This is a genomic window from Actinomyces sp. HMSC065F12 (genome assembly GCF_001814535.1).
Lineage (GTDB): Bacteria > Actinomycetota > Actinomycetes > Actinomycetales > Actinomycetaceae > Pauljensenia > Pauljensenia radingae_A.
On sequence record NZ_KV816993.1, the window covers coordinates 1 to 24,381 of the forward strand.

Consider the following 24,381-nt stretch of genomic DNA (forward strand, 5'->3'; position numbering starts at 1 on the left):
TGGGTCACTGGCGTCGACTTTTCAACCAGTCTGGTGAGGACGCTTTCGATTACGCTCACACGGCTGAGTACCAGATGATGGTGACCCGCTGGATGGACGAGCACGAAAACTGACACACAGGAAAACGCGCCTCGCACCTGCTGGCAGCAGTAGCCAGCGGTGCGAGGCGCACACGAGAAAGACTTTTTGAAATGGAATCACGAGTCAAACACGGGCAGCGCGGATACGAGGGTTTCTCAATGAGCACGAGAGCCACACGAGCCTATGAGAATGGCGAAAAGCCACTATCTAACTGGACCGCTGCTGACAGGGACGAGATCAACGCGCTGCTGGAAAGGTTCGGAGTGAGCAGGAAGCTCACACTGAAAGAACTGAAAAGCATTCTGCAGTGGCATTGCGCGACTTCATGGCATCACACATCGAAAATGGTCAATCGCACGCAGTTCTACCATCCGCTGGTGTGGCTTTTCACCTGGGACGCATTCGAAAATGAGCATGGTGACCTTGTGTTCCCTGCGATCAGCGATGTCACACCCGACATGATCAGGCAGATTGACCCGCAGCTAGTAGACATGCCGCAGCACAGGATCGACGGAGCGATCAGGACAGGACTACTGAAATGACGATGAATTTTACAGACCTTGAGCGCGCGGTCAGTGATGCACTATCGCACTGCGAGGGCGAGTACGACGTTGGCGAGATTACTAGCGACCTGTGGAAAGACAATCTCACAGTGGACAGCCCCGAGTTCTGGGACACGGTGATGCGGCATGAGCTGTCTGAGGACGAGCAGGCAAGGCGCGCCCTGGAGGCCGAATTTGAGCGTGACGCGCGGCGAGCCAAAATGGTCGACGAGGCAGAACGCCAGCACAACAGGAACAAGTATGATCGCAGGTTCCTGCCGCCCACCAGTAGGGAAATTATCGACGCGCTCAATAGGGTGCGCGCGGCGGCCATGAGCCTGCGCACCCCGGCTGAGAAAGACAAGGGCGTCGCCGTGAAGCTACGCTCGACGGAAATACGCGGCTTCCAGCGCACTGTGCAGCTGATCGACCTGCGACAGCTCGACCCCTCGCACCCGGACTGGACGGGCGACCACCGATTAGCATCACACGAGTGGGACGAGGACGAGCAGATCATAGGCGACGCGCTCCAATACGAGCACTCTTATAGTGAGCGCATGACCAGCCTGACACGCAGGGTGGAGCAGGCGCGCACCAAGATCAGGCAAGCCATGCAGGCGCGCACAGACGGCGAACACGAGCTGGAGCAGGCCGAGAAAGAACTACAGGCCGAAATGGGGGGCCGCCCCGTCCGGAGACGCATCATGAGCGACGAGGCCCAGTGGATCGGAGACGCGCGCAGAGCCCTGGGACTATCGCAGGGAGAAATGGCGAGAATGTTCCCACTGGAGGACGGCAAGCGTCTTGAGCAGGTCAAACTACACCGGTGGGAGACCGGCAAGCACTCCATGCCAGCGCACGCGCCCGGCGTCGTGCAGGGCGTTGTCGATGACTTCCTGCGTGACGTGCAGACCATCAGGGACGGCGGCGAGGTCCGCTCCCCTTGGGCGAGGATCGCACGCTTCTGGGCCTCCCGCCCCGAACTCAACCTGTGATACAGTAAGCACCACGCGCCCCGCGTCAGCGGGGATGAGCCCATGTAATGTGAATTCTTCACATTAGGCCATGAAAATTGGCTGGCTTTTTGCCCTGCGTCAGCAGGGAAACCGAGAGCGCCACCCACCGGGACGTTAATCCCAGTAGGTGGCGTTTTCCTATGTCCCATCAGGCAGCGACGGCAGGTCTTCCTGGCTTACACCGGCCTTGAGTGCGACGGCCCGCGTCGCATACGCGGTCTCCTCCCACTCATGCAGTTGTCGTGTCAGTGTCTGCTCACGTGTCTCCCTGTCAGCTTGCGCCGCCCGGTGTGCTTTCCACCTGCTCATCGCCTCCTCCAGCATCCATCTGAGTACTCCACCAGTCAGGAGCGCGACAATAATTGGTGTCCACTCACTCATATGCGACCCCTCCTAGTGGTTCGTGGTGGCCGCTTTCTCCACGAGCTCCATTTGTCTTCGTGCTTCGTCTGCCCTGATCGCGGCCTCCCTGCCTCTGGTCATCGGCTCCCTGTCAGGGCGCGTGAGGCGAGGCCACACTCGCAGCGCGCGCATCAAGAAAAACATGGCGACCACGAGCGTGAGCGTGACTGTGTGCCCTGGAATGTAGCCGCCGTCGATCGCACGCATCACGTATCCGACTACCAGACCGGCCAGCCCAGTCACACAGCACGCTGCCGCAGGCCCCTCCACTGCCCACACTCCCCGCCACGCTGCAGGCATACCCAGCACGCCTCCCGCGAGAGTGACAATGCAGCTGATGGTGACTTCCGGGCGCGGGCTGGCAGCCATCAGCGTCAGCACGCTGAATGCTGTGAGCAGGCCGTAGACAACGAACATGAGGAACGTGACTGTGCGTGGCTCTGAGAGGCTTCCCCAGATGCGCAGGTCGAGCCTGATGGTTTTTCGTGCGCTCATGCGTTACTCCTCCGCCATATGCTTCGGCTGGTACGGCTCCTCGTGGGCTGATTCGCCGCCAGGCGTGACCCTGCCAACCCAATCAATCACACCAGCCTGTTTGAGGATCGTGAACGCTGCACTAGCCGCGCCGATCACGACGCCTGCTTGCGTGCAGAAGATGCGCCATGAGGCGGGGTAGGCTCCTGCAAGCCACACGACAACGCCTAGCAGAACACCGGCTGCGAGGACGATCAGCCTGCGCCGGTTCGCTGTCCACTCTGGCCTGTCGAACGCGGCCTGTATGAGCGGCCATACGAAGCCGACGAGACCACAGGTGATGAGTGGGTCAAAATTCAGTCCGAGCATGTTCATTTCCTCCCTAGCTGCCGGTTGATAGCGTGCTGCAAGGCTCTGACCGTGGCGTGGCCCATGTAGCCGTCTACGGTCACGCGGTAGTAGCGCTGCATGCCGCGCACAAACTCAGGCCCGGCGATGCCGTCAGCGTCCACGTGGAACGCGCGCTGCAACTTCACGATCAACTGTGAGCCTTCTGCGTTTTCACCTGTCCATTCCCAGCCGCTACCCGCTGCCGGGAAGTACTGCTGGTTAGGCCTGTACTGGCTGGACACTTGCCCGTCCTGTGGTGTGCCGTTGATACGCTGCAACGCGCGCGTAGTGGATTGTCCCCACCAGCCGTCAACAGCCAAAGTCCCGGCTGGAACAACTGGGCGAGACGCACCCGTGTACGGGGGTCGAATGACAGCGATCACCGTGTCAAAGCTCCTGACCCTGCGGTATACGCCGCCACCATTCGACTGGCTACCGCGCCACGACCCGGACGTGTTGCCCTCAATCGTCTGATATGACCACGAGTACTTGATCTCGACAATGCCGATGTGGTCGGCAACACCATCGCCGTCCCAGTCGAAGCACACGAGGTCGCCCGGCAGAGCGTCCTCGCGTTTAACGAGCCAGCCGCGAGCCCTTGCGGTGGCAATACGCCCGGGCACGTATGCGCTGTCAAAATTAGTGATGCCGATTTCGCGTAGGCAGAATGTGACGAGCATGTCGCAGTACGGGACGCCGCTAGCTGCGTAAGCCTCACCGTGGAGTTCTGCGAACGCTCTACCAAAAATAGTGCCCGGTTTAGGGTCATCAAAACGGTTGTAGCCGAGGTATTTACTGGCTACTCTCAGTAGGTCATTCCCCGTCGCCATAGGTCACCTCCACGATTTCGGCCGTGTCGTCCGGCGTGCTGGTCGCCGTGTCACCGTGCTGCATCAGCGCGTCGTATTCTTTTTCGTCTGGCTGCACCGGTTTCCCCTCTCTGTTGGGCATGATGAAAGCCCGGAGCAGGGCGCGTCCGGGCTTAGTGTGTGTGCGCGTGTTTATGGGATGTTGGCGAGGATGAGTTGTTCTCTGGCTTCGCGTTCCTGCCGCTCCACGGCAGCGGTTTCCACCGCGTCGCACATGGAGGCGATCAGCGCGTCGAAAATGCCCCCGGCCTGCACGTATTCCACTGCGAGGCGCGCGGCCTCACGCTCCGATCGTCCGATCAGCGCGCGCCGCTCTTCTTCCACGCGCACGGACTCGCGCAGCCCTGCGAGGACTTCCTCACTCACCGTGTTCAGCGTCAAATCAGCCATCACAGCCCCCTCTATTTCTTGACTGGCATGTACACGCACGACAAAGGCACAATCATGCCGGGATCATCGCCGATCGCCGTGTACCCCTGCACGCTGACTACACCACTACCGCTCATATACAGCTCGGACGCCTGCCCATGGCTCGTGACACTACTGCCGATAAACTGCGTGCCCACCGGGCGTAATGCGGCGTCCGGCATCGTCGCGAGACTGCTCAAATACCCACCGACACGCCGTTCGACGGCTCCGCTGATGATGACGAGGTCACCCCACCTGCGGAAGCTCGGCGTGTGCCCCCGCACCTCGCCCCACCCGCTCGACACGGTGAGCGGCCGCCAATCCGTACTCACAATCTCGTCAGGCATTTTGGGAATCTCCGGCAGGTCAGGACCACGCAGCGCGCCCATAATGATCGCCCTGCGGTTCCACACCATGACCATCACCCTACGCCCGACGGGCGGCATGACCAGCGCGTCCACAGCCCCGGCCAATGGCTCCGTCATGCCGTCCAGGCGTACTTGCAGCGGGTTAGTGGCTGTGACTGTTGCCCACTGAAATGAGGGCGTGAGGTCCACGCGCGCACTCAGGCGCGCGATCGTCGATACCAAATAATCCAAGCCGATCACAGGTCAACCACCTCCCGTATTGTGGTCTTCGCCAGCGCTGTTGGCTCCAGCGTCATGCCCCATTTCTGGACGACTGCCCGCGCTCTCACGCCCTGGGACGCAAATTCAACCGCGCTGTTTGGTTCTATTGGGACTGGCAAATGCTGAAACTCGATCGACGCGCTAGGAGTACTCCGGTCGATCAGGCGGCGGTTCGCCAAATCATCCAACACCTGCTGCGTGGCGGCTTCCACCCCGGTTTCGACGTACGTGACCCACCGGCCTCTGCGAGCGTAGCTGAACGGGCTGCCGGGGTTGGTGTTCGTGGCCGTGGCCGTTCTGGCTGGCTTATCGCCCTCAGCCTGACCCACCATCACCACACGATTAGGCACCCCGGTCAAATCCTGATCCCTGCTCCACGACGGCAGGTGAATACTCGCACTGCCCTCACTGAACGTCCACGCGACGGGCCTCTGTGCGGGTTTCACATACGGCTCCACCCTGTACACGCCCTCACCATCAACCCACAGCGACCAATAATTAATACTGTCGAGTAGATCGTTAATGATCGTCAGGACAGGCGTGCCAGCGTCCCACACGAGCATGCCAGTCGTCCTGTCCGCACTGTGCGTAATGGTCACCCTGTCCTCGCCCGCACCGGTGATGAGCTGCTGCACCGCGTCGGTCACCAGCGACCCAGCACGCAGCGAATAGGGCTTGTCCACGCAGTCCTCGTCCAACACCGTCAGCTTGGACAGTAGGTCGACGTTCCACGACCGGCCGCTACCCGACACGCTCACCGTGGGAGCGGCGAGGAGCCACACGCCCAGCGGCAGCGTCTCGCCCGACGAGAGCCGGTACGACAAGCGAACGCGATCGGACAGCCAGTCTATTTTCTGCCCCGTATCCCTCAATTGGAGCTGCCCTGACCCTCGTAGCCTAGTCGTACTCGTGAACTCGACATTGCCACCCGTCACGCCGTCCAGCGTGCCGACCAGCCGGTCACGCCGCGTGAGCAGGTCAGCGTGAATGCTGGCTTGCCGGTGAGTGGTCCACGCGCTCATTGTTCGACCTCCACCAGCTCACAGGACACGTCCCAGCACACGCCACCCGTACCGCGCTTCAAAGTCGGTGACCCCATTGCCGCGTAGATGCGCACCCCGTCCGGATTCCGGTAGCACACCGGGCCCGGCGTCAATGCGACCCTGTCCACGTCACGCGGAGTGCAGTTAGTGTCGTCGCCGGGGATCAGGCGCGCCGCCACTTGCCACGACCGGTCCACGCCCGTCCCGTCGACCATGACACGCATCACACGACCAGCAAAACGATATGTTTCCCTGCCCGGCAGGGCGGGCGTGAAGCTGACTTCCGGGTTGTATGGGAGGCGGATCGCGTCAGCGTAGCCAGCTCCCGCACCGATCCACATCGCACCACTATCAGCCTCAGCATCCACAATCACAGTACTGGAGGAGGGTAGCGCGCTCGTCGCAGTCACCCTGTACCGGGTGGTCCCAGTGCTCAGGCACTCACTGTCAGTCACAGTTGCCTGTACCGGCAGGCCGTCCGCCACCAGCTCCCACGTGCTCCCGCCATCCACGCTGCGCTCGACCGTGTTCGATACCGTCTCGGGCTCGCCCGCCGGGTTCATGATCTGCACACTCATCATCCCCGACGCCTCATCCCACGACGTGGACACGACAGGCTTGGGCGGCTGAGCGTACTTCACCTGCACAGTCACAGCCGCAGTGTCAGACCACAAGCCTGATTCCGATCGCACCTGCACCGTGATCCGGTACTCGTGCTCGTCCTGCACGGTGCGACGCACCGCGTAGCGCGACACAGAGCCCTGCACCACGCCAGAATCCAGCACGCTCCCGTCAGCCGTGTCGGTCACGGTGATTTTCGCGCCAGACTGCCCGGAGCCCTGCTTCTGCAGATATCCCCACTCCACCGCCAGGCGCGACCGGTCGAACGTTCCGGACGTCGGGGCCGTGATGCTCACCGTAGGCCGGTTCTCCACCGTGAACCCGCTGACCGCGCTCCACGGTGACGCGCCGTCTTCCACACCGGGCTTGTAGGAGCCCCACGTGCGGACCTGCCAGTCCACACGGCCAGCACCAGACAACGCCAGCCTGTACTGCTGGGCACTGCTCTTGGCTATGCTCGTGGTATTCCACGACCCCCCGGCCTGCCTATACCTGATCTGGTAGTAGGACTGCGTGGACGCGTCGGCAGGATTATGACGCCACGACAATCGCGCCGCCTCGTCCTCCAGTGGCACCGTCACACCCGACGGGGACAAATCCTGCGGAGCGTACGGCCTCGCCAAGATAGACACAGTATTGGACGCTGCTGACCGCTCACTCTCAAGCTTCAAACCCGCGCTCACCGTGTTGCGCGCATTATTCGCGGTCCACGCGCTCACCGTGTACACGTGCGCGCCAGTCGCAGACGGGTTCACGTGCGTCCACTCACGCGCATCACCCGCAGCGTCACCCACCTTGACGCCGTTATCGTAGACAGTGAAGCCCGTGTAATAGCCCGCATAATCCGGCACGCTCCACGACACCGTAATATCGCTGCCGGTCTTCACCGCCCGCACACCCGACGGTGGCAACGGGCGAGTGTTCACCGGGCCAGCCCACACGATAGGAGACCAGCCCGCATCGTTATACGCCTGCACATCGTACTCAGTGTGCTCACCCACAGGAGCGTTCACGTCATCCCACGTTTTCACGTGCCACGGGACGCGCGCCACGTACTCCCAGCGCTTCTCACTGAGCTTCCACCGGCGGATCGACACGCCATCCCACGGGTACAGCCCGTCCCTACCCGTATAATCCGGCGTCCAGCTCACGCGCGTGAGCCCGTCACGCTGCCATGCAGCCAGAGGATTCTTCGGCGGGCGGGGCGGCTCGTACCCGCGCGCGCCAATCACATGCGACCTGGACACTGACGGCGTGCCACCATTCCACACCGGACCCGTCGACGCACTAAAAGTCACCGTCTGACGACTCATCGCCGTCTGGATGGTCACACTCCGCCTGGCGATCTCCTTACTCGTCCACCCATCAACAGGTGACGAAAACGAATACCCCTGCGACCCAGTGATCCTGCCGCCCAAGCGAAGCGTGTCAGTGAAATTGTGCCCGTAGCCAGCCGCCCTGATGTAATACACCACTACCAGGCGCACCGACTGAGTATCAGGCCGCACCCTGCCTGGATACGCCAACACGTCAATACCAAGCTGCAAATACCCAGACGCGCCACCCCACGTGATAGCCATGACTACACTCCAATCGCATCACGAATCGCAGGCCGCAACCCACGATCAAAAAAGTCGCTCACATCCGCAAACTGCCGCAAATCATCAGCACGCATCTCCACCCACGTGTTGTACGTGTCACCGCGAGACGCCAACCGGTCCATCTGCTCAGGAGTAAACACAGCCTCCGGCCTCGACAAGCCGTTATACACAAGCTGCAGCCCAGGCTGGAGCCACCCACCACTGTCATACTGCCTGGCACGAAGCCTGCGCTGCACATCACCAGCACTCCCACCACCAGCAAGAGCACCACCAATCAGGCCACCGTACGTGGACCTTGATCCGCGGCCAGCGCCACCACCATACCGGCCGTACGACGGAGCCCCATACACACCAGTCTCAGTCACATTCGACCCAGGCTGAGGCGCATGAATCATCCTCCCCGCGCCCTCATAAATTGCCACGTGGTGAGCAGGATTACCCCAAAAAATCAGGTCGCCAGGCAACGGATTAGACACATACCTGGACGCGGACTGATACCCAGCGGCAGTCAGACGAGGCCACCCAAGTCCAAGCTGCCGTGCAGCCCAATACACGAGGCCAGAGCAGTCAAGTCCGGGAGGGATCGACGCGCCACCCCACACATACGGCACGCCCAACGCGCGCCTGGCAGCACCAACCAACCCATGTGCCCCAGACTCCTCCTTACTCTTCCGAGTAAAAAAGTCCACGACCTTATCCAGCACACTATTGGCAGCGCCACGACCCATATCAGACCACATGGTATTGCCGGGAATCATGCTGATCAGGCCGCGCACAGGCTTGGCCACCAGCTCGGCAATACTCCCAACTGGATCACTGAAAAAATCAGCCACCCCGGCAGCCTTATCCTTGAACCAGCCGACAATACCCCCGCCAGCAAAGTGCTGCCCTCCACCAGCAGGACGACCAGACAAAGCCCTGTTCAGCCCGTAAATAAACCCGGCTCCAAGGAACCTCGTCGCCTCAGGCGTCAAAACGGCCTCGCCAGGAGACAGCATGGCTGGCACCGTGTCGCGTCCCGGAGCGTACCCTGGGAGAATGCCGCCACCAGCGAAAGCGATCGGACGGATCGACGGCAAGGAGACCTTGAAACCGACCTTCCCTGCCACGGTTTCCACGAAATGCTTAATGCCATTCGTGTACACGCTGTTAATCACAAAATTGATGGGAGCGGCCGCGATGCCTTTCACCTGATCCCAGATCCGCTTAATGGAATCACGCATACCCGTGAAAGCGCGCGCCACAGCATCCTTGAGGCTATTAAATTTCCCAACAGTGTTGTCGTAGATCCACTGTGCAGCCGTGCTGCCAGCATTCTTGATACCTTCCCACGCGTTGGAGAAAAAGTTTCCGATGCTCGTCCAGAGGTTGTTCCACCAGTCGCTAATCGACTGGCCAATAATCATCAAACCGGTCTTAAACAGTTCGAACTGGCCCGACACCCAGCCAGTGAACTCGGTCCACTTCGTGGTGATGAAATCTCCGATGCTGCTCCAGAGGTTGTTCCACCATTCGGCGAAAGAGTCGCACACTCCCTTCACCCAGTCGATGAAGCCGCCCCAGGTCTCACTCACCCACTCAGTGACCTTGTCCCAATTCATGGCCAAAGCCACAATCGCAGCAATCAAAGCCACAACACCGACAACAACCCACGTGATCGGATTAGCAAGCAAAGCAGCAGTATTCGCCCAAATCGTCGCTGTCCACACGACCATCGCACTCACGAGCGTCGCACCAATCACACCAGCAAAAACCGCAATCACGCCAGTGTGCTCGCTCAGCCATGACCCAAAAGACTCCATGGACGGGAGCACGGCGTCAAGCGCGTCACCCAGCGAGTCAAACACGGCCGACCCCAACGGCTCTAAAGCGAGCATCGCGTTATTCTTCACGATCTGCCACTTTTCAGCGAAATCAGCAGTATCCTCGCCAACACCTAGGATCGTGTCGCTGGTCGCACCAGTCGCGCCCATCAGGTCATCCATCGCCAAAGTGCCATCTTTGATAGCACCCACAAATTGTGACGCGTTACGCGTGCCAAAAATCTGGGATGCGAGGTCGATAGCGGCAGCCTCATCACCTGTGGCAATGAAATTATCGATCTCACCGACCACGCGCTTGAAAGCGTCCTGGGGTTGCTCACCGTCCTTAGCGAGGTTGACGAGCGCACGGCTCATACCGCCCATCATTTTCGACGAGTCCAACCCGGCCTTGTCCAGGGACCCGATCAGCGCAGCAGTATCCTGAAAACTAAACCCCAGGGCTTGCACCGCGGGAGCGTTCGACGAGATCTGGTTCGCCAGATCATTCATCCCCACGCCCGTAGCCTGAGACACCTGGAAAAGCGTGTCCATCGCCGTGGACACGCCCTCACCCTCGATCTTGAACGCGTTGAAAGCCGCGGACGTGGCGCTAATGTCCACGTCCTCACCGAGGATACGGCCAGCCTCCAAATACTGGGACGCGACCTTCTCCAACGTGGGGCCAGTCAGCCCCATGCGCGTGTTCACATCAGCGACAGTGCTGCCAATGGTCTCAAATTCGGCTGGCACATGCTTGCCGACGTTCTTAGCCGTGTCAACGAGACCGTCCAGCGCCTTGCCCTGAGCACCAGTACCGGTACGGATCGTGTCCGTCACATCGTCAAAAGTCTCACCGATCGCGTACAGACCGTCGAAAGCCTTTTTCACACCAGCGACAGTAGCGAGACCAGCCAGTGCTTTACCGAGAGACCCTTTGAGCCTGCCACCAGCTTTACTACCAGCCTCGTCACCGGCCTTTTCAGCAGCAGGCACGAGCTCTTTGACCATCGTGGCCTGAGAATCTTTCATCGACGGTATCAGCGTGAAATACACGTTAGCCAGATTGATCCGCTCAGCCTCAGCCACCACGACCACCTTCTTTAGTTTTCAGTCATCTCATCCAGCCACCGGTCAAACGACTCAGGTGTCCACGATTCGCCACCGCCATACGTGGTGGTCTCGCCCTTAGTTCCAGGGCGCGGGATCCGTTTCGGTTTCGCCCCGTGCTGCCCACCCAGATTCCATGCCAGCATGCTCAGCGTGTCCTGCAGTTGGGCGAGGAGTTCCACGTTGACCTGCCACGCGGCACGCTCCGGATCTATCGCCCTCGCCAACGCAGTATCAGGATGGTGGCACCGCGTGACAGCCAGCACGTGCCGCCACGTGGTGCGCGCCCCCTCCCGACCAATCTCGTACAGGTCAAGACCCACACTCAAAAGGTCATATTCGATTTCGTCCTCGTACTTGTCTAGGAGTTCGAGGACGCCGAAGATTCCCCCAGTGTTGCGTCTTGCTGCCACGCCGTCATGAATTCCCCGGCCTCACCTGTTGGAAGCTGGTCGTACACGGCCAGTGACTTCTTATCCAGCACGTGCTCAAGCAGGTAGAACGTCTGGTCCAGAGCGTTATCTTCCTGCCTCGCTTTACGCAGCACGCCTACTGGTACCTGCACGAAACGCGGACACACGATCTCACCGTGCTCGGTCTTGTAGTGGAATTTTTCTGTTGCCATTACTCTCTCCTCCTAAAAAGTGCTGTTAGTGGCTTTCCGAACCCGCCGCCGCGGCCTTGCCGTCATCAGTCAGCAGGTAAATAGAATTCCCCTTGTCATCCGGATAGCACTTCAAAGTCGTGCCCAATGGGATCGGGCTGGTCTTCTGGAAAGTCATTTCCTTCCACTGCGTAACCTGAGCGTTCGGAAGGTGAATCTGGATCAGATTGTCACCGTCTTTCATGGAGAAAACCCACGCGCGGGCTTCCGGAAGGCGCGCACCCATCGCAATCTTGATCTGCTCACCATTCTGATTAGTGGCAGGAGTGACGGTCACATGGTCCTCGCCGAAAATCATTTTCGCACCGTCGGCGTCATACTGAATCAGCGTAAACTCCACGCTCCCAGTAAAGGACTCCAAAATCGTGCGCACCGTGTCGCCATTCCAGTCCTGAATATCGCTCGTGGACAGTTCAGGCGTGACAGTCACACCATCACTGGACACGTACCCCGAGCTATGAAACTTGTCGCTCGGTTTCGTTTTCGCACTCTCAGGCAGCGTTGTGCCTACAGGAGCGCACGCAATCGCACCAGATGCCCCATCCTGCATGGGAGCGCCGACGAGCACCTTCGTTGCATCAATTCCAGCCATGACCAAATCTCCCTTCACGTAATGTTTTGGTCAAACAAAAACCGCCCCGGCATCTCGCTGGGACGGACACTTCACACAGTTTCCCGGATAGCTTTCACAGTCAGCCGAACCCCGAGACTCGCACGCTGCCAGTCCGGGTGAGACGGATCCGGACTCAAATATGGCACGCCCACCACGCCAGCACCCACAATCACACAATCCGGAGAGCATGACTGCTCCACATCAATACGATGCACCGCGCCAACTAGACGATTCGCCAAATCGACCACACCAGCCTCGCTACCGGCTCTGGCGTGCACCATCATCATCGGACGCGCGATACCAGGATTTTCCACGGTCCCACCAGTAGTGATGACCTGCAGGCATTCTTCTTCAGCGTCAGTTGGCAGCACTCCAGCGTAGGCGGGCACACCCAGCACACCGCTCAGCGCCTTGGCGAAACCCCACTCAAAATCACCAAACACCACTGGCTCACCCCCACAAGGCTTTCGACAGCGCCTGATCTTCCGCTTCAGCGCGCCGACCCTCATAATCCGACGACCCCACGACAGCTATAGGACGAGGCGAACCACCATAATTACCATGACCACTACTAGCCTTGAAGCCATCACCGGCACGACTGGCAATACCGCGAGCCTCACGATCAAGGAGTTCTTTCACGCCCGGCTGGTTCAGCACCTGCTGGAAACCATCACTCAAAAACTCGACACGGATTTTCGTGCTCACAGGCTCACCCTTTCCAGTCGACCAGGTACACGGCCACGTGCGACACTCTGCCTGTGGGCGACCTCCACTCTTGCGGCTCGCCTTCCACCTGATACGCGCGGCCGCGCACAATCACCTTCGAATACGCGCTCACCCGCACGTTTGGTGGCATGAAAACAGTCCACCTGATGGTCACGTTCTCTCTGAGCGCTGTATCCTCACTTGACACGCCAGGCTGCACGCTACACCCAGCCACATCAACTCCGGTGTCAGGGTAGGTGCGCACTTTCTTACCCCGCTGCTCAACAATGACAGGCTCCACCACCACGACTGTTTCGCGCGCAAAACTCACAAACATTTATGCCTCCACCAATCGGTATGGGGCCAGCAGCACGAGGTCACGATCCAGCAGGCTCACACCACCACTAACGCCAGGACTGGTCTGTGACCACGACACGCTCACCTGCCCAGCCTGCTCACGCGTAGCACCCATCAGGCTCGCAGCCGCGTTAGCAGCAACCTGCTGCACAACCTGCACCACTCCACCAGCGTCACTAAAACCATGCGTCAGATCAACGCGGATTCCGCCATAGCATGGAGCGCACGCGCCAGGCAGGCGCACAAGCCCAGACCGTGACCACTCCAACTCACTCACATCAAGATCCCTGCCGCACCACTCGAAACCGTGTATCTCACTCACAGACAAGGACGGCAGATTCACAACATTTCCACCGTCGTAATCGATGGTGAGTGTCATGCGCGCGCTGGGAGCAACATGCCACCCACAGTAGGCGCGCACAGCCTGACCAGCAGCACGCACCACCGCTTCCACATACGGATCCGACGCGTCGACACTCCTACCAGTACTCGCAGCAAACGCTTCAGCGCTCAACAGGTCCGGAAGCTCGTTTTCTTCCACCACGACCTCCTTTATTCGCCACGCGACGCGCCTTATTCGGCACAGGTTCGGCCTGTTTTTCTTCCACGCAGGGAGCGTCTTCGATCCGGTACCGCACCCCGTTGACCACGACCATCTGACTCACAAGAAACCACCCCACTGTGAAAAAAGTATTGGTTCTGTTCACTATCTCTTGACCGAGCCCATCAGGAGGACCCCCAGGACTGGCACGGAAAAGAAAGGTTGAGGTAAGGAACAGAAAAGGAACCCACAACCCCCGACAGGAGAAGTGCCAGTCCTGGAGACTAAAACAGGTTTACGCAGCCTCACCCGAAAGCTTCACAACAGCCAGAGCACGAGGCTCATAAATCAGCTGCATGGCACGAAGCTCAGCACGCACATAAACCTTATTGAACCGCGCGAAATCAGCATGCTGATTGAACATCATCACGCTAATACCTTCACGCTCCAGCAGCGCGATAGTACGGAAATCACCCGCAATACTCGTGCCCTTAGCAACACGGTTGGAGGTCACCAGAGGGACACCCCACACGCGACTGATCGCACCAGAATCAAACGGACCACCAGACAGGTAGCGCCCGTCCTTGTCCTTCATCCTGCGCAGCGCCCACGCGTCCGCCGGATTCATCACGACGGCCTGCACGTCAGCATCAACGGCTTCCAGCTTCTCCATCGCGACCGACAGCGTGGTCAGCGCGTCCTCAGTGAAAGCCACCTGCTGCACACCGGTAGTGCTCAGAATGCCCTTAGGCTCCTGAGCTGTCCCCTTGCCGTTGACGATCATGTCTTCGATCTTGCGACGCAGGTGGAAACGCAGGCGCGAATCCAGGAAAGTCGCCAACGCGGGCTCGTCAGCCAGGAACTGGTTCGTGGCGACAAATCCGTCAGCGTAGGTATGCGCTTTAGCGTCAGCCAGATCGGTCTTCAGATCGGACAACGGCTTTTCCGCGCCCTCAGCAACAACGGCCGCGCCGTCGGTCTCACCAGTGATCTGAGCGTACTCGAGGGACGCGGAATTCGTCCGGCCGGGAGTAATCAGGTCAAGAAGGGACAGCTTGTCTTCCACCAGAGAAGAAACGTAGCCAGGGAGCCTGTCACCACGAGCCTGACCGCTCACGCTTGTCAGAACCGGATCCTGCTTCACAGCAAGACCAAGCTCACCGAGCCCGCCGAGGTTACCGGCCTTCAGGCTGATCGGCGTGCCACCGTCAACACCAGTCGGATGCTGCTTCATGAACCCGCGGTACGCGTCAGATTCAGTGAACCTGCTGCCCATGCCACGCACGCCAGCTTTCACTTCTGGCACACCGGTCTCACCGGCCGGGGGAGCCGTCACGGGGGCATCTTTAATCGCTCCGAGCATTTCCTCAGCGACCTCAGCCTCATGAATACGCTCGGTCAGGCTCTTAACGAGCTCAACCTTTTCACGCGCCTCATCCAAAACGGTGGAGTCACCGTTCTTGGCCTTTTCAATCAGCGCTTCCGCTTCGCTACGAGCGGCCTCACGCTGTTCAACAAGAGTAGACATAATCGTCCTCCTAAAAATCTTCTTGCAGTTGCATTTCCAGCGCCAGGGCGTCAGCGAACGGATTGACACGAGGCTCCTCCGACTTCACCCGTGGGTGCTCGTCGTTGACCCGGCTATGACCGTCGGCCTTCTCCTGATCGTCTCTCGATTCGGCGTCAGCAATCACCGCGCCGATCGCTTCCTGCGCCTTACGCAGGGAGTCAATATTCTTCTGGGACAACACTCTCCCAGCTTTCACACCGTCAGCCACAATCCCCGTAGCGGCCTTGACAGCAAGAATCTCGGTGTCCTGATTCGCGCCCACCGGCACGATCGACACCTCATACAGTTTCAACTCACGCAGCTCATTGGCCTTGCGCCCGTCATCCAGCGTGACCTGACCGGAATCCATGATGTCGTAGGCGAAGCTCATCTGGCTCACTCGACGGCCTTTGAGCAGCCGGTACACCTGAGCGCCTTTCGCCGTGTCAACATCCAACTGGCCGACAACACGCAGCCCGTGCTCATCCTCCACGGCTTCCAGGACGCCACCGATGTTGTAGTCCGGATCGTCCATACGATGCCCATACAGGACAGGCAATGTGTTACCGGACTCAGACCATTCTTTCAGCGTGTTTTCGAACGCGCCCTGGGCCACGATGTCCCCGTAAGCGTCGGGCTCACGAATGAATGTTGATGCGTATGCTTCGAACACTCCTTCGCTGAGCCCGTCGTCCTCACCGGCTTTCACCCTGATGTCAGCGACTTTCACGCGAATACTCACAATAAACCCCCTAAAATCGGTTCAACCCCCAGTTGTTAGGGGATACTGATCTCCACTTCGCACCTGCAGTTTGCAATCTCATCGACGTCAGCGATCTTGTCGCCCGGCCACGCCATCCCGTTACTGAACGATTCGCTCACTGGCACTGTTTCACCGTCCATCGCAGCGTGGGACGGACGCGGATTACCGGACGTCACGATCCACGTTTTCGTAGCCCGCCCGCCACCGAGCTGTTTCCCGGCCTCCACGCATGCGAGCGTGGACAGCGTGGTTGCCAAAGTGACCCCGGACTCGTCAGCCCTGCTCCCGGTAGCCTCGTCGAAAACACCCTGCACAGTGGACTTCACCGCGTCCTCTTCAAGTTCATCGTTCAACGCGGCCTGCAGCTGGCTGAGTGTGGTCTGGTTGAGCATTTCGGCCCTACTACCGGCCACAGACTTCAAGAACGCGTACACACGGTCCATGTCGAATGCGTCACCAGGCATGCCGAGACTGCCAGCGACGCTCTCACCGATCTCACTGGTCACGCTCACGGCTACACGGTACAAATCATCAGCAAGCTCTTTATCCCACCGCTCACCATCCCACCACTCCGGATCTTTCGCACCCAGACGGGACAGGACAACGCGCGACTGTCGTTCAAAAAACTTCCGCAACACGCGCACACACAACTCAGAATGAGGCTCAGACGGAGAACTCTTAAAACGCAACCGAGCAGTACTCTTCACACCTGGAGCAGGACTCATGGCGCGCCTGTTCTGACTACCCGTATCCGCTGGAGACGCCAGCCCGCCCGTGATCACGTTCAATGGGGTCACGAGCTCACTGCCCTCAGGCAAGTTCGGCATGTTCATCCGCTGTCTGGCCTCATTACGTGTCATCCACGGAGCACCAGTAGACCTGGACAACACTTCAGCCTGCTCCAAGAACGAGCCAGCCAGCTTCGCCTCCAAATGAGCCTCAACATACAAGCCACCAGCATCGTCCACTCTCGGTGTCAGCTGAGCGTTCAGCGTGTCCACCCAGTCTGTAATGTACGGGCCCAGCGAATCCCGGTACAGCATCTGACGAAAAGCGTCAACGTTCGCAAACGTCCCCTCACGCGCACCAACCAACTCTGGAGCCACGTGGAAAGCGGAAGCCACCTCAGCAGCCGTCAACTTCCTGCCCTCCAAATCACGCGAATCCTGAGGACTAAACGACGTCAGCGAGTGCAGCTTCATCCCGTCTTCCAGCAACGGGGACCCTCCAGCGCGCGGACCATCACCCGTATACGAGTTCCTGAAAGCCTCAGCGAACTTCCGTTTCGCATCCACAGACCACGAAGGCGCGTCAGCAGGACGCTCAATCCACATCGGAGTCCTAGCGGACTGCGACCACACCTGCCTCCGGTACTTCACAGCCTCAGAGGATTCATTCAAAATATCCAGCAGCGTCAGCGCCATCGGACTACCAGCACTATTAGGCGCATACCCGTAGTACACGACAATCCGATCAGCAGGGAGTGTTTTCCACTCCCTACCAGCCTCACCAGTCCAATACTCCACCCGCTCCAGCTGATTCAAGCCGTCCAGCGTGATACGCAGCCTCCACGACGGCAAATGCACCAGCCTGTCCACACCGCTCTTGTCGACCACCTGCGCCACACACCACTGGTCATAAAGCAGCATGTCCGAGATGACGCCATTCCAAAAGCGGGACGCGCCCAGGACAGCCGACGGCCTGGACACCATCCGAGCCAATGCGTGGTCACGAACACGCACCCTCGACCCGTCAGCCTCACGCTGATACACGTGCAGGGGAATACTCGCAACATTCCGCGCAATAAACCCCACAACCTTGCGAAGGTTAGGCTGCGACCTCCACAAAACATCGATATCGTGCCGAGAGTACTCACCGACCGGGATACCTGGATCGACCACGGTAAACCCGTACTGGGATTGCACGCCTCCGGCACTGGTGGTTTCAGCTACTTCAAGGGCGGAACGCCCAAAAATCCTGCCCCAAAAACCCACGCCACGTCACCACCAATCACACGAAAACAAGTTCAGAATCCTCATACGCACTCACCGTCTTCTCCTCCACCGGCTGCAGGAGAAGCCACAACGCGCCAGTCACAGCCACCAGTGGAGCAATATCCACCAGGGAACGACGCCTATCCCACGCCATCCCACCGTCGGACAGGAACCGTGGCATCGCAGCAGACGCCGCGATATCCAAAACCGGCTGCGGCACGTGGAAAAGACGGTGAGACTGAATCTCACTCGCCTCACCCTTCCACGCTTTCACCGCGTCATAAAAACGAGCCGTCCCATTACCCAGCTCGCCACCACCCCACGGCACAACACTCAAGCCCTCAATCTTCCTGAGTTCGTCGATCAGCGGGGTAGCAGGAGCGCCGCGCTCCTGCACGCACACCGTCATGCCCTCGTACTTGTCGACGCGCCTCTCGAACCAGCCCGGCACCCACTCAGACCCGCTACGAGCAGCAACAACCTCCACGTGCGGCCTCCCATCGTCACGCCACCCGGCGACACCGACATAAGCCATCTGACGATCAGCTGATACGTCCACGCAGAAAACAACACGCGAACCATCACCGATACGAGAATCCTTGTCGGTCCCGGCCTCCCACGTGCCCTCGGGGAAAGGCCCCACGTTCATGCCCTGATTCCACTGGCACAAAACCTCAGTACGAAACACCCACTCCGGGTCGCTCTTCGCATCACCAGCAATCGTGCGCTCAGCGATCCCGTAATTCATCGACGGATTAGCCTGAGCCCACTCGTCACGATCGAAACGCGAACACCCCGGACGCGCACTCCACTCAAACAACCCCAAGCTCTCAGGCTCATCATCGTCTTCAAGATCCCACTCATCACCATCCGGATCCACCACTGTATCCGGCTTGACGCTCGGAGCCTCATGACTACAAATCCCATCAGGATCACCCAGCATCTCATGAGCCTGCTGACGCAAATGACGCAACACCAGGCTCGTCGCATCACCCGCGTTCGACAGTGCAAGGATCAAAGCAGCAGGCCGCGCCTGAGTTGTTTTCGTCACGGCCGCCCACGCGTCCCACGACTGATGCTCACGCAACTCATCCAACAAGATCAGGTCACCAGACAAGCCACGACCGGCACGACGATTCGCGGCCTTCACCTTGTACCGCTCACCAGTCTTCAACCGGATCGTCTTCTTGCCATTGACTTTGAGCGTGTGAGCCGCCAACTGCTTCAGCTCGGGAGTCTCCTCGATAATATCGAGCGCGCCCTCCCACACTTCCTCAGCAGTATCCAAATCCTGAGCAGTACCCAGCACGAGCTCCACGCCGAGCACGTACATGAAAAACAGTGCGAGCACCTGACTCAATGTGCTCTTACCATTCTGCCTGCCAACCAGGACAACAACCTTACGGAACCGGAAAATCGGATCCAACCTGCCCTTGTCCTTGATCGTGCCAACAGTCAGCCCGGCGTCCAACTCCAGCATGTGGATAAGGAGCCACTTCTGCCACGGATACAAATCGATCCCGCACACGTCCCTGGCGAACTCCACACACGCAAACCCAAGCGTGGTCTCGCAAGTCAGCTCACGGATCGGAGGCGTGAAAATACGCGGAACCTCGCACCCAAACCGCTTCCTACGAGGCGCGCCCTGTGATGGACCGCAGCTGCGCGAGCTTGCCACGAGACTCACCACCCGACTTCACCTCAATATTCGGTGTCAAACCAAGATCCTGCGAATACTTCAAATAAGTCGACGGAGACACGTTGTCATACCGGCCGGACACAATCGGAAAATCAGGATCATCCAACACGTCGCACAACATGAGCAGCACGCGTATCAGACCACCCTGCTTGTCCTCATCCAGTGTCCCGTCACTGATCGCCTGGTCGATCGCTCGGATCGTCGCAGCTCGCACCGACACGTACTCCACATCACCCTGAGCATTAATCTCCACACCTGCTCACCGGCCTCTGCGCTTCGGAGGATCAAAATCCGCGGACACCGACTGGATCTGCTTACGCAAGTCGATCAGCATGTCGAAAGCTGGATGCCGCATCGCAGCACCACGAGAATCCAACACGATCAAACCCTCATCATCGACCTGCTTTTGCAGTTTGCGCATCATCGCCATCTGCCCACAAAACGCTTCCAACGCAGGGCCCGCAATCTTCTCACACCCAGCCCCATACCTGCGCAGAACCTCTCGCCAAATCTTCTTAGCATCAGGATCCATACCAGCAGGGCAGCGAGGAAGAGGAGCATCTTTCCTGGAACCCTGGACGCTACGCATTTCAGTCACGCCGACCACCGATCCTCCTGATCTTGCCGACCTGCTTCACCTCGCCGATCTCAATACCAAGATCCGGCTGCACAGCCTGCATACCACTCAAAATCGGGAGCCTGCGATCACCCGTGTCACCCTCGACCAGCTCACCGAAAACCTCATCAACAAACTCCATGAACATCCCCGCGCGCGCCGCATCGTCCGTCAACTCAAATTGCTCGCACCTCGTGTTCAGGTTCAAATTCATCGACGTTGTGATCAGGCAGTGCCACTCACTGTTCGTGATGAGCGCGAACTTCGCGTGCGTCCTCGTCGCCCTGACATTCTCTTCACCAAAAATGTCCCCAACCTCGCCAACAGTGGCCTGGCCACGCTTCACCGACGAGTCCATCACAAACCGGATCGACCTCAACGCGCCATTATCACGGAAACGCTCAGCAGCCTCCACGTCATAAAACCCAGCACTCCACGTACACACCACAACATCAGCAGGCCCCGTGTACTCCAGCACAGCCTGAACCAAGTCGATCAGCGAAAACTGCCCAAACGTCAGGCCAACGACATCCATGTCGTGGCCGAAACCATTGATCGTATCCCGCGCATTCGCAACTTTCGACAACCTAGCTCGAACCCGACGATTCGGACGAATATGCGCAACAGGACGCGCACTAGTAGAATTACCCATGTTAGAAGACTCCTTTTCTTCTAGCCACGGCTCGGGATGCTGCAATCATCGCCGAGCCACATTCATTTCTGGTACACATAAATTATACCACTCTACACGGCCACTAAACGTTGAAAACAAGCCAAAAACACGCATTCACACGCATGCATACCACGCATAAACCGCGAGCATAATATAAGCGGCCTATACACACTCTCACGCGACCCCCCTAAACCTCGGGGGAGGGACTCCGAGCTGCCGGCGAGGAATCCGCCATGATCGTTGAAATTGCAACGAAAACTCCCCTTCCCCAAGGGGGATTAGCGTCATTCCAACGAAAAATCAGAGGCGCCTCAAAACAGGCCGGGGAGCATTTTTTACAACGCATACATGGCAGTGAATATTATTCATTAGTGGTGTGTATGAGTATTCACCACACGCGAGTCGGATTCCCGATACCAACAGGAGCCGAACTCTTACCAGCGCTCTTGTTGCATCTCGCGTGCTCCTGCCTCAGGTTCGCGGGATCCTCACGCAGCTCAGGGAAATCAGCGTAAGCCTTGATGTGTCCAAGGTTGAAGCTGTTCGGATCATTCGGAGGAGCGTCATAGTCAATAGGCTGACCGCATCTCATGCACGGCTGCGGCCTCAAGGTCTTGTACTCAAGCCTGATCTTCTGGAGCCTGCGACTATCAACGTGCTTCACCATCGGGCACACTACTCCCTCAAAACATCTTTCACTTTATCAAACAATCATGATCACGGGTAGTGTTCATGCGCGTGTTGACAACAGCTAGCGGATACACTTTCGGCCTGCCATCCCTCGGCTCCACGATGCCCCTGTGCACCCACAGGTCGATCTGGTTGTCTGTGAGGGTGGGCCAGATAGTCTTGAGATCCTGCCGCGTCACATACACGTCCAGGCTGGTGACGTGCTGGAGCCGCGTCCTGACTGCTTCCCCTTGCGTCAAATACAGCCTGTCGCAGGTGTTACACCACGACTGATCCGTCAGGCCGCGCCTGGTGGGGTACCGGTAGATCCTGCCACCACACTCACACGTGCCGACCAATGTGGGCGCGTGGCCGGTGAGGCGGGCGATGTGGTAGTGAATCCTGTGAATCTCATCCAAGACAGCATCCACATCCTCATAGTGTTCTGCTGCCCATGGGATGTCACGCTGCAGGTCGGCTATCGGGCTGGTGGTGGTGTACGTGCCGCGCTCACTGGCAATCGCACGAGCATACGAGGCAAGGATTTCCAACGCACCCACATGCGTCCTAATACCCGGCCACCCATCATCAGTCTGATCGATACGATGATCAAGCCCGAAGGGCAGGCCGTCATGCCTGGCGCACCTGGCAGGCATGACGCGGGCTGACCTGACTCCGTACACGATGGTGGACCGCGTAGTAAGCAGCGGCAACCACTGGGCTATCTCAGACAACTCACTTATGGCTCTTGTTGCTTGCCGCGTCATCGTCTTACTCACAGCACCCTCCCAGTCAATTCTTTCAGGTTGAAACACGATTTTCAGTCACCACCGGTTAGTTCTGCCTTCACAGCTTCGATCAGCCCGTCCTGCGTCACATGCTTACCGTCGAGCGCTCGCAGAACGGCCTCGTCGACAGTCCCCGCTGTCACGATGTGCATGATGCTCACCGGCATCTGCTGTCCCTGCCGGTGCAAACGAGCGTTCGTCTGCTCATACAACTCCAGGCTCCATGTCAGCGAGAACCAGACGAGCAAGTGCCCACCAGCCTGGAGGTTCAGGCCGTGCCCCGCTGATGCTGGGTGAATCAGCGCGACAGGTATCCTGCCCTCGTTCCACGCTTTCATGTCGCTGCTAGTTTTCAGGTCGACCGCGCTAGGAATCCGCTCCATGATTCGCTCAGCGTCATGCTTGTACCAGTAGGCGACAAGGACAGGCTGCCCGTTCGCCTGCTCAATAAGGTCTTCCAGGGCGTCGAGCTTCCTATCATGCACACGCACGACATCGTGATCAGGCGTGTAGATCGCGCCTGATGCGAGCTGCAAGAGCTTACCGGACAACGTGGCAGCATTCGACGCGTCAATCACCTCACCATCGAGACGCATGACCATGTCACGCTTCAACTGCTCATACACTCCACGTTCTGCAGCGGACATGCTGACCATCACTCTCGTACTGGTCACTGGTGGAAGCTGCAGGTGGTCGACTGTTTTCATGCTCATCGTCATGTCGCCGATCAGCCCGTAAATCTCATCCTCTGCTCCTTCGCGTGGTTTCCACGAGAAGATCTGATGCTGGTTGCGTTGGTCTGGAATAAAGTACTGATCACGGTAGTGTGTGATGAACCGTCCGAGCCTTTCGCCCTGATCCAGTAGCCGGTATTGTGCCCACAGGTCAAGCAGCCCGTTAGGCGCTGGCGTTCCAGTCAGCCCAACGATCCTGCGAATATTCTTACGACGCGCTTTCAACGCGCGAAACCGCTTCGCCTTATGGTTCTTGAAGCTGGAGAGCTCGTCGAGGACAACCATGTCGAACGGCCAGCCGCGCATGTTTTGAACGAGCCATGGAAGGTTTTCACGGTTGATGATGTAAATGTCTGCGTCAGCCGCGAGCGCAGCCTCACGTTCAGCCCTAGACCCGACCACGACGGAGTAGGCGAGACCTGCCAGGTGGTCCCACTTGCGCAGCTCTGTCGGCCACGTGTCCCTGGCAACCCGCAGCGGAGCGACAATCAGCACTCGATCCACCGCGAAATCGTCAAAAAGATTTCTGATAGCCGTCAGGGTAATTACGGTTTTACCCAGGCCCATTTCGAGAAATAGCGCGGACTCGTCGTTCTGCTCAATGAATTGTGTGGCCTGCCGCTGATAATCATGAGGACTGTATTTCACGAATAACACCCTCAATCTGATCCATACTGTCGATGACAAATACGGGTATTCCTAGATCCCTGATTTGGCTCATTCGGTGTTCCTGCAGGGGACGAGGTTTTTTACCCGGAGCCTTTAATTCAACGAATCCTGTTTTCCCTCCGGGTAGGAGCACGATCCGATCCGGCACACCCGCCGTCCCAGGGCTGACGAACTTCCACGCGAGCCCACCGTGCCTGGCGACAGCCCGTGTCAGAGCTTGTTCAACATCGCGTTCGGTGGGACAGGACAGCTTATTTTTTCTATATACCCCTATATTTAGGTATTTAGGCATGTATATAACCCCCTAATGCCCCTATTTTCAAAAGTCATAATGAAGAGTTGTCCCACTTGTCCCAAAACAC

At 58.7% G+C, this 24,381-nt stretch carries 29 protein-coding genes; 2 read left to right on the plus strand and 27 right to left on the minus strand.

The features are described from left to right. Positions 1 to 239: 239 nt before the first annotated feature. Entirely contained in the window at positions 240 to 623 is a 384-nt protein-coding gene (locus HMPREF2975_RS07325) for a hypothetical protein (protein ID WP_141757333.1), read from the plus strand. Then, a complete protein-coding gene (locus tag HMPREF2975_RS07330; protein WP_070726837.1) occupies positions 620 to 1,618 on the plus strand; it encodes a hypothetical protein in 999 nt (332 codons plus the stop codon). Before HMPREF2975_RS07325 ends, HMPREF2975_RS07330 begins: the two co-directional genes overlap by 4 nt. Before the next feature lie 159 nt (positions 1,619 to 1,777). Here the strand turns inward: HMPREF2975_RS07330 and HMPREF2975_RS07335 are convergent, their stop codons facing one another. From HMPREF2975_RS07335 to HMPREF2975_RS07465, 27 genes are all read right to left on the minus strand, one after another. Next, complete coding sequence (locus HMPREF2975_RS07335) at positions 1,778 to 2,020, minus strand: hypothetical protein (RefSeq protein ID WP_070726839.1); 243 nt, start codon at positions 2,018 to 2,020, stop codon at positions 1,778 to 1,780. A 12-nt stretch (positions 2,021 to 2,032) separates the two neighbouring features. Beyond that, on the minus strand, positions 2,033 to 2,536 hold the full coding sequence (locus HMPREF2975_RS07340; RefSeq protein WP_070726840.1) for a hypothetical protein: 504 nt from the start codon (positions 2,534 to 2,536) through the stop codon (positions 2,033 to 2,035). A gap of 3 nt (positions 2,537 to 2,539) precedes the next feature. After that, a complete protein-coding gene (locus tag HMPREF2975_RS07345; protein ID WP_083314477.1) occupies positions 2,540 to 2,884 on the minus strand; it encodes a hypothetical protein in 345 nt (114 codons plus the stop codon). A 2-nt stretch (positions 2,885 to 2,886) separates the two neighbouring features. After that, positions 2,887 to 3,735 carry a CHAP domain-containing protein gene (locus tag HMPREF2975_RS07350; RefSeq protein ID WP_083314478.1) on the minus strand — a complete coding sequence of 283 codons (849 nt, stop codon included), beginning with the start codon at positions 3,733 to 3,735 and terminating at the stop codon, positions 2,887 to 2,889. Between the two features lie 171 nt (positions 3,736 to 3,906). Next, a complete protein-coding gene (locus HMPREF2975_RS07355) occupies positions 3,907 to 4,164 on the minus strand; it encodes a hypothetical protein (protein ID WP_070726848.1) in 258 nt (85 codons plus the stop codon). 11 nt (positions 4,165 to 4,175) lie between these two features. Continuing rightward, entirely contained in the window at positions 4,176 to 4,790 is a 615-nt protein-coding gene (locus HMPREF2975_RS07360) for a hypothetical protein (RefSeq protein ID WP_070726850.1), read from the minus strand. Then, positions 4,787 to 5,833 carry a hypothetical protein gene (locus HMPREF2975_RS07365; protein WP_070726852.1) on the minus strand — a complete coding sequence of 349 codons (1,047 nt, stop codon included), beginning with the start codon at positions 5,831 to 5,833 and terminating at the stop codon, positions 4,787 to 4,789. The genes HMPREF2975_RS07360 and HMPREF2975_RS07365 overlap by 4 nt, the downstream gene beginning before the upstream one ends. Beyond that, on the minus strand, positions 5,830 to 8,055 hold the full coding sequence (locus tag HMPREF2975_RS07370) for a fibronectin type III domain-containing protein (RefSeq protein ID WP_070726854.1): 2,226 nt from the start codon (positions 8,053 to 8,055) through the stop codon (positions 5,830 to 5,832). Before HMPREF2975_RS07370 ends, HMPREF2975_RS07365 begins: the two co-directional genes overlap by 4 nt. A gap of 2 nt (positions 8,056 to 8,057) precedes the next feature. Then, positions 8,058 to 10,964: a phage tail tape measure protein gene (locus tag HMPREF2975_RS07375; protein WP_141757334.1), complete on the minus strand. Its 2,907-nt coding sequence runs from the start codon at positions 10,962 to 10,964 to the stop codon at positions 8,058 to 8,060. Positions 10,965 to 10,978: 14 nt separating this feature from the next. Next, on the minus strand, positions 10,979 to 11,398 hold the full coding sequence (locus HMPREF2975_RS07380; protein WP_141757335.1) for a hypothetical protein: 420 nt from the start codon (positions 11,396 to 11,398) through the stop codon (positions 10,979 to 10,981). Further along, positions 11,347 to 11,610, minus strand: coding sequence for a hypothetical protein (locus tag HMPREF2975_RS07385; RefSeq protein WP_070726859.1), 264 nt, complete (start codon positions 11,608 to 11,610; stop codon positions 11,347 to 11,349). The genes HMPREF2975_RS07380 and HMPREF2975_RS07385 overlap by 52 nt, the downstream gene beginning before the upstream one ends. 25 nt (positions 11,611 to 11,635) lie before the next feature. Then, positions 11,636 to 12,241, minus strand: a complete 606-nt coding sequence (locus HMPREF2975_RS07390; protein ID WP_141757336.1) for a phage tail tube protein — start codon at positions 12,239 to 12,241, stop codon at positions 11,636 to 11,638. 71 nt (positions 12,242 to 12,312) lie between these two features. Next, positions 12,313 to 12,705: a hypothetical protein gene (locus HMPREF2975_RS07395; protein WP_141757337.1), complete on the minus strand. Its 393-nt coding sequence runs from the start codon at positions 12,703 to 12,705 to the stop codon at positions 12,313 to 12,315. A gap of 7 nt (positions 12,706 to 12,712) precedes the next feature. Next, positions 12,713 to 12,967, minus strand: a complete 255-nt coding sequence (locus tag HMPREF2975_RS07400) for a hypothetical protein (RefSeq protein ID WP_070726865.1) — start codon at positions 12,965 to 12,967, stop codon at positions 12,713 to 12,715. A 4-nt stretch (positions 12,968 to 12,971) separates the two neighbouring features. Beyond that, a complete protein-coding gene (locus HMPREF2975_RS07405) occupies positions 12,972 to 13,304 on the minus strand; it encodes a hypothetical protein (RefSeq protein ID WP_070726867.1) in 333 nt (110 codons plus the stop codon). Then, positions 13,305 to 13,865 carry a hypothetical protein gene (locus HMPREF2975_RS07410; RefSeq protein ID WP_141757338.1) on the minus strand — a complete coding sequence of 187 codons (561 nt, stop codon included), beginning with the start codon at positions 13,863 to 13,865 and terminating at the stop codon, positions 13,305 to 13,307. 295 nt (positions 13,866 to 14,160) lie between these two features. Further along, positions 14,161 to 15,393 carry a phage major capsid protein gene (locus HMPREF2975_RS07415; RefSeq protein WP_070726872.1) on the minus strand — a complete coding sequence of 411 codons (1,233 nt, stop codon included), beginning with the start codon at positions 15,391 to 15,393 and terminating at the stop codon, positions 14,161 to 14,163. A gap of 10 nt (positions 15,394 to 15,403) precedes the next feature. After that, the gene (locus HMPREF2975_RS07420) at positions 15,404 to 16,156 is read right to left on the minus strand and encodes an HK97 family phage prohead protease (RefSeq protein WP_227469318.1); all 753 of its coding nucleotides are present in this window, start codon (positions 16,154 to 16,156) and stop codon (positions 15,404 to 15,406) included. A 35-nt stretch (positions 16,157 to 16,191) separates the two neighbouring features. Further along, positions 16,192 to 18,171 carry a phage portal protein gene (locus tag HMPREF2975_RS07425; protein ID WP_070726874.1) on the minus strand — a complete coding sequence of 660 codons (1,980 nt, stop codon included), beginning with the start codon at positions 18,169 to 18,171 and terminating at the stop codon, positions 16,192 to 16,194. Between the two features lie 16 nt (positions 18,172 to 18,187). After that, the gene (locus tag HMPREF2975_RS07430; RefSeq protein ID WP_083314479.1) at positions 18,188 to 19,717 is read right to left on the minus strand and encodes a hypothetical protein; all 1,530 of its coding nucleotides are present in this window, start codon (positions 19,715 to 19,717) and stop codon (positions 18,188 to 18,190) included. Between the two features lie 85 nt (positions 19,718 to 19,802). Continuing rightward, entirely contained in the window at positions 19,803 to 20,123 is a 321-nt protein-coding gene (locus HMPREF2975_RS07435; protein WP_070726877.1) for a hypothetical protein, read from the minus strand. Positions 20,124 to 20,129: 6 nt separating this feature from the next. Further along, positions 20,130 to 20,459: a P27 family phage terminase small subunit gene (locus HMPREF2975_RS07440; RefSeq protein WP_083314480.1), complete on the minus strand. Its 330-nt coding sequence runs from the start codon at positions 20,457 to 20,459 to the stop codon at positions 20,130 to 20,132. A 1-nt stretch (position 20,460) separates the two neighbouring features. Further along, on the minus strand, positions 20,461 to 21,138 hold the full coding sequence (locus HMPREF2975_RS07445) for a hypothetical protein (protein ID WP_141757340.1): 678 nt from the start codon (positions 21,136 to 21,138) through the stop codon (positions 20,461 to 20,463). Between the two features lie 409 nt (positions 21,139 to 21,547). Next, on the minus strand, positions 21,548 to 21,826 hold the full coding sequence (locus HMPREF2975_RS13100; RefSeq protein WP_070726883.1) for an HNH endonuclease: 279 nt from the start codon (positions 21,824 to 21,826) through the stop codon (positions 21,548 to 21,550). Positions 21,827 to 21,854: 28 nt separating this feature from the next. After that, positions 21,855 to 22,607: a hypothetical protein gene (locus HMPREF2975_RS07455; protein WP_141757341.1), complete on the minus strand. Its 753-nt coding sequence runs from the start codon at positions 22,605 to 22,607 to the stop codon at positions 21,855 to 21,857. A gap of 41 nt (positions 22,608 to 22,648) precedes the next feature. Continuing rightward, a complete protein-coding gene (locus HMPREF2975_RS07460; RefSeq protein ID WP_070726886.1) occupies positions 22,649 to 23,998 on the minus strand; it encodes an SNF2-related protein in 1,350 nt (449 codons plus the stop codon). Further along, positions 23,979 to 24,311: a VRR-NUC domain-containing protein gene (locus HMPREF2975_RS07465; protein ID WP_070726888.1), complete on the minus strand. Its 333-nt coding sequence runs from the start codon at positions 24,309 to 24,311 to the stop codon at positions 23,979 to 23,981. Before HMPREF2975_RS07465 ends, HMPREF2975_RS07460 begins: the two co-directional genes overlap by 20 nt. Positions 24,312 to 24,381: the final 70 nt, after the last annotated feature.

Bases quoted from the DNA above. Each gene is read 5' to 3' on its own strand.
- HMPREF2975_RS07365 (WP_070726852.1), bottom strand. From the start codon at position 5,833: ATGAGCGCGTGGACCACTCACCGGCAAGCCAGCATTCACGCTGACCTG.
- HMPREF2975_RS07330 (WP_070726837.1), top strand. From the start codon at position 620: ATGACGATGAATTTTACAGACCTTGAGCGCGCGGTCAGTGATGCACTA.
- HMPREF2975_RS07355 (WP_070726848.1), bottom strand. From the start codon at position 4,164: ATGGCTGATTTGACGCTGAACACGGTGAGTGAGGAAGTCCTCGCAGGG.
- HMPREF2975_RS07385 (WP_070726859.1), bottom strand. From the start codon at position 11,610: ATGGCAACAGAAAAATTCCACTACAAGACCGAGCACGGTGAGATCGTG.
- HMPREF2975_RS07325 (WP_141757333.1), top strand. From the start codon at position 240: ATGAGCACGAGAGCCACACGAGCCTATGAGAATGGCGAAAAGCCACTA.
- HMPREF2975_RS07370 (WP_070726854.1), bottom strand. From the start codon at position 8,055: ATGGCTATCACGTGGGGTGGCGCGTCTGGGTATTTGCAGCTTGGTATT.
- HMPREF2975_RS07445 (WP_141757340.1), bottom strand. From the start codon at position 21,138: ATGGGTAATTCTACTAGTGCGCGTCCTGTTGCGCATATTCGTCCGAAT.
- HMPREF2975_RS07345 (WP_083314477.1), bottom strand. From the start codon at position 2,884: ATGCTCGGACTGAATTTTGACCCACTCATCACCTGTGGTCTCGTCGGC.
- HMPREF2975_RS07390 (WP_141757336.1), bottom strand. From the start codon at position 12,241: ATGGCTGGAATTGATGCAACGAAGGTGCTCGTCGGCGCTCCCATGCAG.
- HMPREF2975_RS07465 (WP_070726888.1), bottom strand. From the start codon at position 24,311: ATGCCTAAATACCTAAATATAGGGGTATATAGAAAAAATAAGCTGTCC.
- HMPREF2975_RS13100 (WP_070726883.1), bottom strand. From the start codon at position 21,826: ATGGTGAAGCACGTTGATAGTCGCAGGCTCCAGAAGATCAGGCTTGAG.
- HMPREF2975_RS07405 (WP_070726867.1), bottom strand. From the start codon at position 13,304: ATGTTTGTGAGTTTTGCGCGCGAAACAGTCGTGGTGGTGGAGCCTGTC.
- HMPREF2975_RS07350 (WP_083314478.1), bottom strand. From the start codon at position 3,735: ATGGCGACGGGGAATGACCTACTGAGAGTAGCCAGTAAATACCTCGGC.
- HMPREF2975_RS07440 (WP_083314480.1), bottom strand. From the start codon at position 20,459: ATGCGTAGCGTCCAGGGTTCCAGGAAAGATGCTCCTCTTCCTCGCTGC.
- HMPREF2975_RS07335 (WP_070726839.1), bottom strand. From the start codon at position 2,020: ATGAGTGAGTGGACACCAATTATTGTCGCGCTCCTGACTGGTGGAGTA.
- HMPREF2975_RS07415 (WP_070726872.1), bottom strand. From the start codon at position 15,393: ATGTCTACTCTTGTTGAACAGCGTGAGGCCGCTCGTAGCGAAGCGGAA.
- HMPREF2975_RS07340 (WP_070726840.1), bottom strand. From the start codon at position 2,536: ATGAGCGCACGAAAAACCATCAGGCTCGACCTGCGCATCTGGGGAAGC.